Origin of the sequence: Solimonas variicoloris DSM 15731, from assembly GCF_000382285.1 — a bacterium.
GTDB classification, from domain to species: Bacteria; Pseudomonadota; Gammaproteobacteria; order Nevskiales; family Nevskiaceae; genus Solimonas; species Solimonas variicoloris.
The window spans coordinates 1-13338 of record NZ_KB907944.1; the positions used below are offsets into that span (position 1 = coordinate 1).

The 13338-nt window shown below is 70.8% G+C and carries 14 protein-coding genes; 7 read left to right on the forward strand and 7 right to left on the reverse strand.

From position 1 onward, the window contains the following. The first annotated feature begins 218 nt into the window (after nucleotides 1-218). From H149_RS21430 to H149_RS0116400, 5 genes are all read left to right on the forward strand, one after another. Nucleotides 219-788 (forward strand): nucleoside/nucleotide kinase family protein, encoded by a 570-nt coding sequence (locus H149_RS21430; RefSeq protein WP_020650853.1) that lies wholly within the window; start codon nucleotides 219-221, stop codon nucleotides 786-788. Nucleotides 789-842: 54 nt separating this feature from the next. Further along, nucleotides 843-1883 (forward strand): NADP(H)-dependent aldo-keto reductase, encoded by a 1041-nt coding sequence (locus H149_RS0116385; RefSeq protein WP_020650854.1) that lies wholly within the window; start codon nucleotides 843-845, stop codon nucleotides 1881-1883. Nucleotides 1884-2018: 135 nt separating this feature from the next. Further along, nucleotides 2019-2318 carry a DUF6763 family protein gene (locus H149_RS0116390; protein WP_020650855.1) on the forward strand — a complete coding sequence of 100 codons (300 nt, stop codon included), beginning with the start codon at nucleotides 2019-2021 and terminating at the stop codon, nucleotides 2316-2318. Between the two features lie 28 nt (nucleotides 2319-2346). Beyond that, entirely contained in the window at nucleotides 2347-2982 is a 636-nt protein-coding gene (locus H149_RS0116395; RefSeq protein WP_020650856.1) for a GNAT family N-acetyltransferase, read from the forward strand. Between the two features lie 85 nt (nucleotides 2983-3067). Further along, entirely contained in the window at nucleotides 3068-4387 is a 1320-nt protein-coding gene (locus H149_RS0116400; protein WP_020650857.1) for an AmpG family muropeptide MFS transporter, read from the forward strand. A gap of 24 nt (nucleotides 4388-4411) precedes the next feature. Here H149_RS0116400 and H149_RS0116405 read toward each other — a convergent pair whose 3' ends face one another. Continuing rightward, the gene (locus H149_RS0116405; RefSeq protein WP_026353242.1) at nucleotides 4412-5200 is read right to left on the reverse strand and encodes an exodeoxyribonuclease III; all 789 of its coding nucleotides are present in this window, start codon (nucleotides 5198-5200) and stop codon (nucleotides 4412-4414) included. A 94-nt stretch (nucleotides 5201-5294) separates the two neighbouring features. On the opposite strand from H149_RS0116405, the gene pyrE reads away from it, so the two are divergent. Continuing rightward, nucleotides 5295-5963 carry an orotate phosphoribosyltransferase gene (pyrE, locus tag H149_RS0116410; RefSeq protein WP_211213625.1) on the forward strand — a complete coding sequence of 223 codons (669 nt, stop codon included), beginning with the start codon at nucleotides 5295-5297 and terminating at the stop codon, nucleotides 5961-5963. A 6-nt stretch (nucleotides 5964-5969) separates the two neighbouring features. Here the strand turns inward: pyrE and H149_RS0116415 are convergent, their stop codons facing one another. Together H149_RS0116415 and H149_RS0116420 are read right to left on the reverse strand one after the other, a co-directional pair. After that, entirely contained in the window at nucleotides 5970-6611 is a 642-nt protein-coding gene (locus H149_RS0116415; protein WP_020650860.1) for a response regulator, read from the reverse strand. Nucleotides 6612-6658: 47 nt separating this feature from the next. Beyond that, on the reverse strand, nucleotides 6659-8848 hold the full coding sequence (locus tag H149_RS0116420; RefSeq protein ID WP_020650861.1) for a sensor histidine kinase: 2190 nt from the start codon (nucleotides 8846-8848) through the stop codon (nucleotides 6659-6661). A 184-nt stretch (nucleotides 8849-9032) separates the two neighbouring features. On the opposite strand from H149_RS0116420, the gene H149_RS0116430 reads away from it, so the two are divergent. Next, the gene (locus tag H149_RS0116430; RefSeq protein ID WP_154654885.1) at nucleotides 9033-9653 is read left to right on the forward strand and encodes a hypothetical protein; all 621 of its coding nucleotides are present in this window, start codon (nucleotides 9033-9035) and stop codon (nucleotides 9651-9653) included. Nucleotides 9654-9682: 29 nt separating this feature from the next. On the opposite strand, the gene H149_RS0116435 is transcribed toward H149_RS0116430, so the two are convergent. From H149_RS0116435 to coaBC, 4 genes are all read right to left on the reverse strand, one after another. Then, nucleotides 9683-10585, reverse strand: a complete 903-nt coding sequence (locus tag H149_RS0116435; protein WP_020650864.1) for an NAD(P)-dependent oxidoreductase — start codon at nucleotides 10583-10585, stop codon at nucleotides 9683-9685. A gap of 46 nt (nucleotides 10586-10631) precedes the next feature. After that, nucleotides 10632-11495 (reverse strand): acetylglutamate kinase, encoded by an 864-nt coding sequence (gene argB, locus H149_RS0116440; protein WP_020650865.1) that lies wholly within the window; start codon nucleotides 11493-11495, stop codon nucleotides 10632-10634. Between the two features lie 64 nt (nucleotides 11496-11559). After that, nucleotides 11560-12018: a dUTP diphosphatase gene (gene dut, locus H149_RS0116445; protein WP_020650866.1), complete on the reverse strand. Its 459-nt coding sequence runs from the start codon at nucleotides 12016-12018 to the stop codon at nucleotides 11560-11562. A gap of 76 nt (nucleotides 12019-12094) precedes the next feature. Continuing rightward, nucleotides 12095-13327, reverse strand: a complete 1233-nt coding sequence (gene coaBC / locus H149_RS0116450) for a bifunctional phosphopantothenoylcysteine decarboxylase/phosphopantothenate--cysteine ligase CoaBC (protein WP_020650867.1) — start codon at nucleotides 13325-13327, stop codon at nucleotides 12095-12097. Nucleotides 13328-13338: the final 11 nt, after the last annotated feature.

A 13338-nucleotide genomic window follows, 5' to 3' on the forward strand; every position in this document is an offset into this window, starting at 1 on the left:
CCGTGGAGCCGGTGATCGGGCACCTGAAGGACGACTGCGGACTACGGCGGAACTGGCTCAAAGGATCGGAAGGGGATGTGCTGCATCCGGTGTTGTGTGCCGCCGGCTACAACCTGCGCTGGTTGATGCGGGCCATTGCCCGGTTGGGACTGAAGGCCCTTTTTGCACTCTGGCTTCTGGTCGGGATGCTTGAGCGGGTGGTCAGTGACGAGGGGGGCATGGCCGCCGGGTCGGCGGCTGGCGGCGGTGAATTGAATATTTCAGGACCGACTACTGACCTGCTGTTCTACGAGGGGCTGCACGGCGCCTACGTCGGCGACGAGGTCAACATTGCCGCGCACATGGATCTGCTGATCGGCGTGACGCCGGTCATCAATCTGGAATGGATCCAGAAGCTCAAGCGCGATACCGACGAGCGCGGCTATCACCCGGAAGAAGTGACGCGCACGATCCTGCGCCGCATGCCGGACTACGTGAACTACATCGTCCCGCAGTTCTCGCGGACCGACGTGAACTTCCAGCGCGTGCCGCTCGTCGATACCAGCAACCCGTTCGCGCTGCGCGAGATTCCGCTGTCCGAGGAAAGCCTTGTCGTCATTCATTTCAACGATCACTCGCGCGTGCACGCCGACTTCGAACTGCTGCTGCGCGAGGTGCCCGGCGCGTTCCGCTCGCACGCGCAGACGCTGGTCGTGCCGGGGCCGCAGCAGGAGCGCGCGATGGAGCTGATCTTCAAGCCGGCGATCCGGCGCCTGATCGAAGCACGCGATCTCGCCCGCGCCGCCTGAGCGCGCTGACACGTTTGCGTACACTGCGCGCGAACCTCTCGCGCCGCGCCGCCCATGAATCTTCCGCATCGCCGCCTCGGTCGCACCGAACTGTCCGTCAGCCCGATCTGCCTCGGCACCATGACCTGGGGCGAGCAGAACAGCGAGGCGGAAGCGCATGCGCAGATCGAGATGGCGCTCGACGCGGGCGTCAACTTTCTCGACACCGCCGAGATGTATCCGGTCGCGCCGCGTGCGGAAACTTACGGCAGCACCGAGGAAATCATCGGCAGCTGGCTGCGCAAGAGCGGCCGGCGCCATGACATCGTGCTCGCCAGCAAGGTCATCGGGCCGGGCGCGTTTCCGTACGTGCGCGGCGGCCCGAAGCTCGATTGCGCGTCGCTGGTCGCCGCCTGTGAAGCTTCGCTGCGGCGCCTGCAGACCGAGGTCATCGACCTCTATCAGGTGCACTGGCCGCAGCGGCCGACGAACTATTTCGGACGTCTCGGTTACGACGCCGACGGCAGCGACGGCGGCGTGCCGATCGCCGAAACGCTGGAGGCGCTCGCCGGGCTGCAGCAGCAGGGCAAGATCCGCCACATCGGCGTATCGAACGAAACGCCGTGGGGTGTTGCCGAGTACCTGCGCCTGCACCGCGAGCAGGGCCTGCCGCGCATCGCCAGCATCCAGAATCCGTACAGCCTGCTGAACCGCAGCTTCGAGGTCGGTCTTGCCGAGTTCGCGCAGCGCGAGGACGTCGGCCTGCTCGCGTACTCGCCGCTGGCGATGGGCGTACTGTCCGGCAAGTATCTCGGCGGCGTGAAGCCGGCCGGCTCGCGCATGGCGCTGTTCACGCGCTTCACGCGCTACGCCGGCGCGCAGGCGGAGGCGCCGACGCGCGCCTACGTCGAGCTGGCGCGCGAGCATGGTCTCGATCCGGCACAGATGGCGCTCGCCTTCGTGCACGCGCGGCCGTTCGTGACGGCGACGATCATCGGCGCGACCACGCCGGAGCAGCTGCGCCGCAACCTCGACAGCGCCGCGCTGGCGCTATCGCCGAAGCTGCTGCGCGCGCTGGAGGCGCTGCACCAGCAGTATCCGCTGCCCTGCCCCTAGCGCCGGCCCGCCCGCGTTCCGCGAATCCGCGCGCTTTCAGGCGCTTGCGCCGCGCCCCCGGCGCAATGGCTTGCCGCTCCCGGCGCCGCGGCGTAGAAAGGACGGGCACCGCGTGCGCGGCGCAGGAGGTGGATCATGGCGGAATGGCTGGGTGATCTGACGATAGGCCAGTGGTTCGAGGCCGACGGCGAACCCTTCGAAGTCATCGGCATTGATGCGCAGGCCGAGCTGGTGCTAGTCCAGCACTACGACGGCACGCTCGAGGATTACGACTTCGAGACCTGGATGGCGCTAGCCGCGCGGCCTTGCGCGCCGCCCGAGGACTATTCGGGGGCGCTCGACATCGAGCGCGATGACTACGGCGAGCGCGACGGGATCAGTGCCGGGCGCCCGGCACACTGGGACAACCCGCTCGACCTGTTGCGCGACGACTGAGCGCGCGCCGCGCGCCGAGGAGATCGCGATGTTCGATGCCTGGCGTACGCCGCAGCTGTCCGGGGCGTTCAGGTACGTGCTCGACGACGGCCTGCCGATCCTGGTGCGGCCGATCCGTCCGGACGACGCGGCGCGCCTGCGCGAGGGCTTCGCGCGGCTGTCGCAGCTGGCGCGCCGGCGCCGCTTCCCGAACGGCGATCCGGACCGGCTCAGCGACGAGCAGATCGCGCGCCTGGTGCAGATCGACCAGATCAATCACGCCGCCTGGGGCGCGATCAATCTCGACAAGCCCGAGGAGCCGGGCATCGGCATCGCGCGCTACGTGCGCCTCAACGGCGATCCGCGCGCCGCCGACGTCGCGATCACGATCGCCGACGACTACCAGGGCCGCGGTGCCGGCTTCGTGCTGCAGGCCTGTCTGCACCTGACGGCCTGGCAGAACGGCATTCGCACCTTCTACTACGACGTGGCCTCCGACCACGACCGCATTGTCCGCCACCTCAAGCTGCTCGGCGCCACGCACGCCGGGCGCGCCGACAACATCGACCGGCTCGAGCTGCCGGTCTATCACCGCGCGCGCGACGTGCCCGCTCACAACGACATCGGCCGGCGCTTCGCCGAGGTCTTCGTGCGCCTGCAGCACCGCGCGGCGCTTGCCGCCTGAAGCCGCGCCCGGCTGCGCCCGCGCGGCACGCGGCACGCGTCGCGCGCCTGCGCTACGCTGTACGCGCTTCTTTCCCGGATCATCCATGACGAGTTTCGTGACCGCGCTGCGCGCGCGGCTGCCGGTTTCCGTGCAACCGTATTTCGAGGCGGCGCCGCTGGCGGCGCTGCTGCTCGGTGTCTCGTCGGGCTTCCCGTACGCGATGCTCGGCGCGACGCTGAGCACGCGGCTCAAGCAGGACGGCATCAGCAAGGCCAGCATCACCGCGTTCTCGCTGGCCTTTCTCGTCTACAACCTCAAGTTCCTGTGGGCGCCGGCGATCGACCGCGTGCGCCTGCCGCTGCTCGGCCGCTACGGCCGGCGTCGCGCCTGGCTGTGGCTGTCGGCGCTGTTCGTCGTCGCCGCGGTGACGGCGCTGGGCCTCGCTGATCCGGTTGCGAATCTCGGCGGCGTCGTGCTGGCGGCGGTGCTGGTCGGCGTCGCCGGCGCGACCTTCGACATCGTCATCGACGCCTACCGCATCGAGCTTTTGCAGCCGCACCAGCTCGGCGTCGGCTCCGGCATGTCGCAGTACGGCTGGCGCATCGGCTCGGCGACCGCCGGCGGGCTCGCGCTGATCGTCGCCACGCATTTCGGCTGGAGCGCGGCCTACGTGCTGTGCGCGGGCTTCGCGCTGCCGGCGGTGCTGGTCGCGCTGCTGATGGGCGAGCCGTCGCGGCATCGCGCGCCGGCGCCGAGCAAGGGCTGGGCCGAGCTGTTCGGGGCCGTCGTCAATCCGCTCACCGAGTTCTTCCGCCGCAACGGTGCCTGGCTGGTGCTGCTGTTCATCCTGCTGCACAAGATCGGCGACACGCTCGCCAATCTGACCGTGCGTCTGCTGCTCGACGATCTCGGCTTCAGCAACGAGGAGATCGCCACCTACGACGTCGGCTTCGGCTTCTTCGCGTACCTGATCGGCATCTTCATCGGCGGCATGCTGTACGCGCGGCTCGGCATGAAGCGCTCGGTGATGGTCAGCCTGATCCTGATGGCGGTGTCGAACCTGTCGTTTGCGGTGCTCGCGCAGATCGGCCACAGCAACGAGTTCCTGGCCTTCACGATCGGCTTCGAGAACATCGCCAGCGGCATCGGCGGCGTGGCCGTGGTCGCCTACCTGTCGGCGCTGTGCAATCTCAGCTTCACGGCGACGCAGTTCGCGCTGCTGTCGGCGGCGGCCTCGGTGGTCGGCCGCTTCCTCACCGGCACCACGGCCGGGCGCCTGATCGAGTGGTTCGGCTACGTCGACTTCTACCTGCTGACGACGCTCGCCGCGCTGCCAGGCGTGCTGCTCTACGCCTGGCTGTGGCGGACGGGTCTGGTCGAGCAGTCGATCGCCGAGAACGACGTGCGCGCCGACGCCGGCTGAGCGCCGGACGCCGGCGGCACGCGCCTACAGCGCGTAGTCGATCGTCAGCGGCGCGTGATCGGAAAAGCGCGTGTCCTTCCAGATCGAGGTCGTGCGGATCTTGTCGCGCAGGTTCGGCGTGACGATCTGGTAGTCGATGCGCCAGCCGACGTTCTTGGCCCAGGCCTGGCCGCGGTTGCTCCACCAGGTGTAGGCCTCGCCCTCGGTCGCCGGATGCAGCTGGCGATAGGCGTCGACCCAGCCCAGGCCGGGCGCCTCGGTGCCGAGCAGCTGGTCCATCCACGCGCGCTCGTGCGGCAGGAAGCCGGAGTTCTTCTGGTTGCCGCGCCAGTTCTTGAGGTCGATGTTCTTGTGCGCGATGTTCCAGTCGCCGACCACGATGTACTGGCGGCCCGACGCCAGCCAGTCGCGCAGGACCGGCAGGAAGAACGCGAGGAAGCGGTCCTTGCTCGCCTGCCGGTCGGGGCCGGACGAGCCGGACGGTACGTACAGCGAGACGACCGACAGCGCGCCGTAGCGCAGTTCGAGATAGCGGCCCTCGTCGTCGAACTCGGCAACGCCCAGCTTGTCGAGCACGTGGTCCGGCTCGCGGCGCGAGAAGATGCCGACGCCGGCATAGCCTTTCTTCTGCGCATGATTGAAGTGCGCGTGCCAGCCGGCCGGCGAAAACGTGACGTCGCCTTCCAGGTCACTGAGCTGCGCCTTGATCTCCTGCAGGCACAGGAAGTCGGCGTTCTGCTGCGGCAGCCAGTCGAACAGGCCCTTGCGAGCGGCGGAGCGGATGCCATTGGCATTGAGCGAGATCACACGCACGGCAGGTCCTCGAAGGGGGCGGAAGGCTGGGGCTGGGCGGGGGAAGCCCGTATCATACCGGCCCTTCGTTTTCGCTCCCGTGTCCGCCATGTCGATGCCCGCCTACCAGACCGAGTTCCTGCGCCTCGCGCTCGAGCACGAAGTGCTCAAGTTCGGCACCTTCACGCTGAAGTCCGGTCGCCAGTCGCCGTACTTCTTCAATCTCGGCAAGATCTCCTCCGGTGCGGCGATGCGCGCGCTCGGGCAGGCGTACGCGCAGGCGCTCGCCGCCTCGGGGCTCGCCTACGACATGCTGTTCGGACCCGCCTACAAGGGCATTCCGCTGGTCACCGCCGTCGCCTGCGCGCTGGCCGATCCGGCCGCGCCCGGCGGCGCGCGTGACGTGCCGTACGCGTACAACCGCAAGGAAGCCAAGGACCACGGCGAGGGCGGCACGCTGGTCGGCGCGCCGCCGGCGGGCCGCGTCGTCATCGTCGACGACGTGCTGACCGCCGGCACCGCGCTGCGCGAGGCGGTGCGCCTGCTCAAGAGCGCCGGTGCGCAGCCGACCGCCGCGGTGATCGCGCTCGATCGCCAGGAAAAGGGGGCGAGCGGCCTGTCGGCGGTGCAGGAAATGGAGCGCGACTCGGGCATCCGCGTCGTGTCGCTGGTCAACGTGCAGACGATGCTGAGCTACCTGTCGGCCGGCGGCGCCGCGCAGGTGCCGGCCGGCACGCTCGACGCGATCCGCGCCTACCAGGCGCAGTACGGCGTCGGCGCCTGAGGCCGTTCAGAACGCGTTCTTGACGAGGCCGAGGCGCGTCGCTTCGAGCGCCGCCTCGGCGCGGCTCGAGATGTTGAGCTTGCGGTAGATCGCCTTGACGAAGCCGGCGGCGGTGTTGCGCGTCACGCCGAGCTGCTCGGCGACCTCGGCCAAGCGCAGGCCCTTGGCGATCAGCGTCAGCGTCTCGCGCTCGCGCGCGGTCAGCTTCTGCTCCTCCGGCGTCGCGCCGTTGGGCGCGAACATGCCGAGCAGGCGCCGTGCGATCGCCGGCGACAGCGGCGGTTCGCCGCGGTCGATCGCCTGCAGCGCGGCGACCAGGCGCTCGACCGGCTGGTCCTTCAGCAGATAGCCCTGCGCCCCGGCCCGCAACGCCGGGAACAGGTGGCGGTCGTCGCCGTAGATCGTGGTGACGATGCACTGGCAGCCCGGATGGCGCGCGCTGATTTCGGCGATCAGGTCGATGCCGGAGCCGTCCGGCAGGTCGAGGTCGACGAGCGCGATGGCGGCCGGCGCGCGCGCCAGCGCGAGCCGCGCCTCGGCCACGGTCTCGGCATGTTCGATGGCCATGCCGGGAAAGGCCTCGCGCAGCGCGCGCCGCAGCCAGTCCGCCGTGGACGCGAGATCTTCGATCACCAAGCCGCGCTGCATGCCCGCTGTCCTTTGCGTGTGCTGCTCTGTTCGTTCGGCGTGCAGTTTCATGCATCGCTCCGCGCCGGGTCAGCCCCGGAATGGGGGGACGTGTCGAGCGGCACGCGCAGCCGCAGCACGACGCGGCCCGCTTCGCCGCGAATGTCCAGCTCGCCGCCGAGCTTCTGCGTGCGGCTGCGCATGCTGCGCAGGCCGTTGCCGCTGCGCCACTGCGGCGGCGGCCGGCAGCTGCCGTCGTTGGCGATGCTCAGCAGCAGCTGGCCGTGCTCGCTCGACAGGCGGACTTCGATGAGCGTCGGATGCGCGTGACGCAGCGCGTTGCTGATCGCTTCGCGCAGCACGCGCGCCAGGTGCAGCTGGTGCGTGGCATCGAGGCGCCAGTCCGGCAGCGGCTGGACCTCGTCCCAGATCACGCGCACGCCGGCCGCTTCGCAGCGCTCGTGCAGTTCGGCGCGCCACTCGGCGAGCGCCTCGGCGAGCGGCTGCGGTTCGGCGCCGAGGCCGTGCACGATCAGGCGCAGGCTCGCCAGCGTTTCGCGGATCGCCTGCGCCTGCTCGCCGTCGGCGCGGTGCAGCAGCGTCAGCAGGCGCGCACCGACGTCGTCGTGCAGATCGGCGGCGACGCGCGTGCGCTCGCGCTCGATACTGGCCTCGACCGCATCCTGATAGGCGACGATGCGTTCGAGCACCGCGCGCACCGCCGCCGCCAGACGCGCGTCCTGACGGTGGAACAGGCGGTTGCCGTGGTCGGCCCAGTGCACTTCCCAGCCTGGCCAGCGGCCGATGCCGGGCACGCGCAGCACGGTGCCGTCGGCGACGATGCGCACTTTGTCCGGCACCCCTGCTTCGAGCGGCACCAGTTGCAGCGGCGCGAACAGCCGGCGCAGCGATTCGGGCAACAGGCGTTCGGCGGCCAGCGGCGAGTCGGCGATGATCTCGCGCAGCAGCGCCGGCACGTCGCGCATGCGGCGCAGGCCGAAGCGCTGCAGGACCCGCGTGGCGAGCCATTGCCGCAGCGGAAAGTACAGCCAGCCGGCGATCGCCAGCGCCATCGCCAGCGCCGCCGGCTGGCTCATGTCGAGCACCGAGACGAACAGCAGGTCGAAGATCACCACCGCGGCGCCGCCGCCGACCAGCGCCAGGGCGCGGAACCACCAGGTTTCGAGGTCGAACAGGCGGTAGCGGGCGATGCCGAGCGCGAGGCCCAACGAGACCAGCCACATCAGGCCGAAGCCGTAGGCCTGCAGCTCTCCGGTATCGATGCCGGCCAGCGCCGGAATCAGCACCACGAACATGTAGGCGCTGCTGCCGAGGAACCACGACAGCAGGAACCACTGCAGCGCGGCGCGGCGCAGCGGATCACCGCGCGCGCCGCGCCACTGCACGATCGCCAGCGCCGCCGCCAGCAGCACGCTGAGCAGGATCGCGGCCTGCACGCCGCGATTGGCGAACGGCAGCAGGTGCAGCGCCTCGAGGAGCCAGAGGCCGGCGTAGCCGAGCACCAGCAGCGCGCTCCAGCGCGGCGCGCCGAGGCTGCGCGGGTAGTGGAACAGCACCGCGGCGAAGGCCCCGGCGCAGATCAGCGCGCCGCCCTGGTTGAGCTGCGAGAGCCAGCCGAACAGCGTCGCCGGCAGCGCCAGTTCGCGGCTGCTGTAGACCGCGGCGCTGCCGGCCATCAGCAGCGTGCCGAAGCCGGTGATCAGCAGGTACACGGAGGCCGGCTGCTCGCGGCGGAACGCCCAGATCGCGGCGCCGACCATCCAGCAGGCGGCGGCGGCGAAGACCTGCAGCCAGAACGTGAACGGCAGATCGGCGATCGGCCGGTGCACGCGCGGCCGCAGCGTCACGCTGCGACCGTCGGCGAGCAGCAGGCGCAGTTGCGGCCCGGCCTGCAGCGTCGCCAGTCGCTGCTGGCGGACCATGAATGCGGCGAAGCTCGCGTAATCGGCATAGGCGATGTCGGGTTCCGCCGCCAGGTCGTCGCCGCGCAGGGCGACGTGGCCGGCCTCGCCGTCGAGCGCGACGAGCACGTCGCCGCGCCGCAGCAGGTCGGCAGCCGGGCCTTTGGCGGCCAGCACGCGCGGCGGCGCATCGGGGTGCTCGGCGGCGAGCTTGACGCCGAGATAGGGCTGGCCGCTGGCCAGCGTCAGGCACAGCGCCGTCGCCAGGCCGGTGATCGCCAGCGCGATCCAGAGGACGCGAGACGGCGGCAGCGACGAACGGCGCAGGGCGGACATGCCGCGACTTTACTGGGAAATCGTCGCGCCGCCGATCGCCCTGCCGCCGTCCGTCCCCGGCGGCGGGCAGGTCGTCGCCGGCGCCCGGGTCGGCGCGGCCGATGCCGCATAATCGGCGCCGGGGTTCGAGACGGAACGGCTGATGCGAAGCTTGTCGAAGCGGGGACTGGCGGTGGTTGTGGGCGTGGCGCTGTCAGCCGGCGCCGTGGCTGCGCCGCCGGCGGCGCAGAATCATCGCGTGCAGTGCTGGACCGACGAGCGCGGCCAGCGCGCCTGCGGCGATTCGGTGCCGCCGCAGTACGTCGGCCAGGAGCGCCAGGTGTTCGACGGCCAGGGCCGCGTGCGCGAGGTCAAGCCGCGCGAGAAGACCGACGCCGAATACGCCGCCGAGGCGCAGGCGGCGCGCGAGCGCGAGGAAGCCGCGCGCCGGGCGCAGAAGCAGCGCGACTACGACCGCTTCCTGCTCGGCACCTACAACAGCGAGAAGGACATCGAACGCGCGCGCGACGAGCGCATCGCCATGCTCGACGGCCGCCAGCGGCTCGCCGCGCGCACCATCGCCGATAACGAGAAGGCCGTCGCCCAGCAGCAGGCGCGCATCGACGGTCTGCTCAAGGCCGGCAAGACGCCGGGGTCGGCGCTGACGCAGAAGCTCGAAGACCTGAAGCGCACGCTGGATGCGAACCGCCAGGCGCACGCCGAGTTCGACGCCGAGAAGCGCGAAGTCGCCGAGAAATACGGTGACGACCTGGCGCGCTACCGCGCGCTGCGCGCGCAGCAGGTCGCGCCGAAGCCGTCGCCCTAGGGCCTGTCAGCGCGCCTGGCGTTGCGGCCCTAGTCGAAGCGCGCGCGCTCGCCGCCTTCGGGCTGGCCGGCGCGGCGCGCGGCGAGGCGGGCGATGACCGACCAGTCGGCATCGCCGTCGCCGGCGGCGAGGCCTTCGAGCATCGCGTCGCGCAGCAGGCTGGCCAGCGGCAACGGCACCTGCGCCGCATCGCCGGCGGCCAGCGCCAGACGCACGTCCTTGAGTCCGAGGCGCAGCTTGAAGCCGGCCGGCTCGTAGCGCCGCTCGGCGATCAGTGCCCCGTAGTTCTTGTAGACCGGCGCGGCGAACAGCGTGCCGGTCAGCATTTCGATCAGCTCGGTCGGGCTGACGCCGTAGGCCTGGCCGAGTGCCGCGGCTTCGCCCATCGCCTCCAGCGCGGCGGCGATCATGAAGTTGCCGGAAATCTTCAGTGCGTTGGCGCGCACCGGGTCCGCGCCGAGCCGCCAGGTCTTCTGGCCGATCGCCGCGAGCAGCGGCAGCACGCGATCGACGGCGTCCTCGCGGCCGGCGGCGAGCACCTGCAGCGTGCCGGCGGCCGCCGCGTCCGGACGGCCGAACACCGGCGCCGAGACGTAGCCGAGGCCGTTCTCGGCGTGACGCTCGTCGAGTTCGCGCGCCAGCGCGGTCGAGATCGTCGCCAGGTTGACGTGCACGAGTCCGGTCGCGGCGCGGCCCAGCGCGCCGCTGTCGAGCAGCACCTCGCGCAGCGCCGCGTCGTCGGCGAGCATCGAGAACAGCGCGGTGCCGCGCAGCGTTTCGTCGACCGTGGCGGCAGCCTCGGCACCGAGCGCGACCAGTTCGTGAACCGGCGTCTGCGAGCGGTTCCAGACAACGACGCGATGGCCGGCCTTGAGCAGATTGGCGGCGATGCCGCGGCCCATGCCGCCGAGTCCGATGAAGCCGATATCCATGAGGCGTCTCCTTGAATCGGGCTCCGGGCGGCGGCGCGCCGTTCGGTCAGCCGTGGATGAGCGTGCCGATGCCCTGGTCGGTGAACAACTCCAGCAGCACCGAGTGGTCGAGCCGGCCGTCGATGATATGCGCCGACTTCACGCCGCTGTTGACCGCGTCGAGCGCGTAGCGGACTTTCGGCACCATGCCGCCGGAGATCGTGCCGTCGGCGATCAGGCCCTCGACCTGCGGCACGGTCAGGCCGGTCATGACCTGGCCCTGCTTGTCGAGCACGCCCGGCGCGTTGGTCAGGAAGATGATCTTCTCGGCCTGCAGCACGGCGGCGAGCTTGCCGGCGGCGACGTCGGCGTTGATGTTGTAGGCCTCGCCGTTGTCGCCGACGCCGACCGGCGCGATCACCGGGATGAAGCCGCCGGCTTCGAGGTGCGTGATGATGCGCGGGTCGATCTTCTCGACTTCGCCGACCTGGCCGAGGTCGTGGCCGGCGATCTGCATGCGGCGGGCGCGGATCAGGCTGCCGTCCTTGCCGGTCAGGCCGACGGCGCGGCCGCCCTGCAGGTTCAGCGCGGCGACCACGGCCTTGTTGACGAGGCCGCCGAGCATCATCTCGACGACATCCATGGTCTCCTCGTCGGTGACGCGCATGCCCTGGATGAACTCGCTCTTCTTGCCGAGCCGTTCGAGATGCGAGCCGATCTGCGGGCCGGCGCCATGGACGACGACCGGGTTCATGCCGACCAGCTTCATCAGCACGATGTCGCGCGCGAACGACGCGATCATGGTGTCGTCCTTCATCGCGTTGCCGCCGTACTTGACGACGATGGTCTTGCCGGCAAAGCGGCGGATGTACGGCAGCGCCTCGGTCAGGACGCGGGCAATGGTCTGCGCGTGGGTCAGGTCGATGGGCATGGTCAGCAGCGGGGGCGACGAAAAGGGACGTGGAAGCGCGCGGATTATGCGCCGGCGCTGCCGCTCAGTGGCGGCCGGTGTGGCCGAAGCCGCCGCTGCCGCGCGCGCTCGCCGCGAAGTCGTCGACGATCTCGAACTGCGCCTGCACGACCGGCACGAACACCAGCTGCGCGATGCGCTCGCCGGGATTGATCGTGAACGCCGCCTGGCTGCGGTTCCAGCACGAGACCATCAGCTCGCCCTGGTAGTCGGAATCGATCAGGCCGACGAGATTGCCGAGCACGATGCCGTTTTTGTGGCCGAGCCCGGAGCGCGGCAGGATCACCGCGGCGAGCGCCGGATCGGCGATGTGGATCGCCAGCCCGGTCTTGAGCAGCGTGGTGGCGCCGGGCTCCAGCGTCAGTGGCGCGTCGAGCAGCGCGCGCAGGTCGAGGCCGGCGGCGCCGTCGGTGGCGTAGGCCGGCAGCGGATATTCGCTGCCGATGCGCGCGTCGAGGATCTTCAGGCGGATGTTCTGCTTCATGGCGGAGCGGTGCGGAGTGGGGCCGGCGCGTCGGGCACGCCGGACGGAAAGCGAAAAAAGGGCGAGCGCCCGCGCCTCAGGCCGGCGCGGCGGCGCGGGCGTGGAAGCGCTCGGCGATCAGCGCCGCGAGCTGGCGCGCGATCTCGGTCTTGCTGGCGTGCGGCAGCTCGCGGCCGCCGCCCGGCCAGTAGACCGACAGCGCGTTGTCGTCGCGATCGAAGGCGCGGCCGCGGCCGACCCAGTTGGCGGCGATCAGGTCGAGCTTCTTGCGCGTGAGCTTGCCGCGCGCGTGTTCTTCGAGCTTCTCGGTCTCGGCGGCGAAGCCGGCCACGAACAGCCGCGCGTCCTGTTCGCGCACGGCGCTGATGACGTCCGGATTGCGGTGCAGCGTCAGCTGCAGGGTGGCGTCGTTCTTCTTGATCTTCTCGTCGGCGACGCCGTCGACGCGGTAGTCGGCGACCGCGGCGGCGCCGACGAAGATCTGCGCGCCGCGCGCCGTCTGCAGCGCGGCGTCGAGCAGTTCCTGCGCGGTCTCGATGTCGATGCGGGTGACGCCGGCCGGCGTCGCCAGGCTGGTCGGCCCGCTGAGCAGCGTCACTTCGGCGCCGAGCGCGCGCAGCGCGGCGGCGAGCGCGTAGCCCATCTTGCCGGACGAGCGATTGGTGATGAAGCGCACCGGGTCGATCGGTTCGCGCGTCGGGCCGGCGGTGACGACGGCCTTCACGCCGCTGAGCGGGCCGTGCCCGAAGCGCTGCGCGACCGCCTCGCGGATCTGCAGCGGCTCGGTCATGCGGCCGTCGCCGATCTCGCCGCAGGCCTGCGCGCCGGCGCCGGGGCCGATCACCTGCACGCCGCGCGCCACCAGCGTGGCGACGTTGGCCTGCGTCGCCGGGTTCGCCCACATCAGGCGGTTCATCGCCGGCGCGATCGCGATCGGCTTGTCGGTTGCCAGGCACAGGGTGCTGAGCAGATCGTCGGCGAGGCCGTGCGCGAGGCGGGCGATGACGTCGGCCGAGGCCGGCGCGATCAGGATCAGGTCCGGCCAGCGCGCGAGCTCGATGTGACCCATCGCCGCTTCGGCGGCGGGGTCGAGCAGCGAGGTGCGCACCGGGCGGCCGGACAGCGCCTGGAAGGTCAGCGGCGTGACGAATTCCTGGGCGCCGGCGGTCATCACGACCTGCACCTCGGCGCCGGCTTCGAGCAGGCGCCGCGTCAGGTCGGCGGCCTTGTAGGCGGCGATGCCGCCGGTCACGCCGAGCACGATGCGGCGTTCTGCGAGATTCGGCACGGTTGGGGTCGCGGCGTTCATCGCAACATTCT

What these genes read in the sequence shown, in the direction of transcription:
- H149_RS21430 (WP_020650853.1), top strand. Translation starts at nt 219, where the DNA reads ATGGCCGCCGGGTCGGCGGCTGGCGGCGGTGAATTGAATATTTCAGGA.
- coaBC (WP_020650867.1), bottom strand. Translation starts at nt 13,327, where the DNA reads ATGAACGCCGCGACCCCAACCGTGCCGAATCTCGCAGAACGCCGCATC.
- H149_RS0116400 (WP_020650857.1), top strand. Translation starts at nt 3,068, where the DNA reads ATGACGAGTTTCGTGACCGCGCTGCGCGCGCGGCTGCCGGTTTCCGTG.
- H149_RS0116435 (WP_020650864.1), bottom strand. Translation starts at nt 10,585, where the DNA reads ATGGATATCGGCTTCATCGGACTCGGCGGCATGGGCCGCGGCATCGCC.
- H149_RS0116395 (WP_020650856.1), top strand. Translation starts at nt 2,347, where the DNA reads ATGTTCGATGCCTGGCGTACGCCGCAGCTGTCCGGGGCGTTCAGGTAC.
- H149_RS0116390 (WP_020650855.1), top strand. Translation starts at nt 2,019, where the DNA reads ATGGCGGAATGGCTGGGTGATCTGACGATAGGCCAGTGGTTCGAGGCC.
- H149_RS0116415 (WP_020650860.1), bottom strand. Translation starts at nt 6,611, where the DNA reads ATGCAGCGCGGCTTGGTGATCGAAGATCTCGCGTCCACGGCGGACTGG.
- dut (WP_020650866.1), bottom strand. Translation starts at nt 12,018, where the DNA reads ATGAAGCAGAACATCCGCCTGAAGATCCTCGACGCGCGCATCGGCAGC.
- pyrE (WP_211213625.1), top strand. Translation starts at nt 5,295, where the DNA reads ATGCCCGCCTACCAGACCGAGTTCCTGCGCCTCGCGCTCGAGCACGAA.
- H149_RS0116385 (WP_020650854.1), top strand. Translation starts at nt 843, where the DNA reads ATGAATCTTCCGCATCGCCGCCTCGGTCGCACCGAACTGTCCGTCAGC.
- argB (WP_020650865.1), bottom strand. Translation starts at nt 11,495, where the DNA reads ATGCCCATCGACCTGACCCACGCGCAGACCATTGCCCGCGTCCTGACC.
- H149_RS0116420 (WP_020650861.1), bottom strand. Translation starts at nt 8,848, where the DNA reads ATGTCCGCCCTGCGCCGTTCGTCGCTGCCGCCGTCTCGCGTCCTCTGG.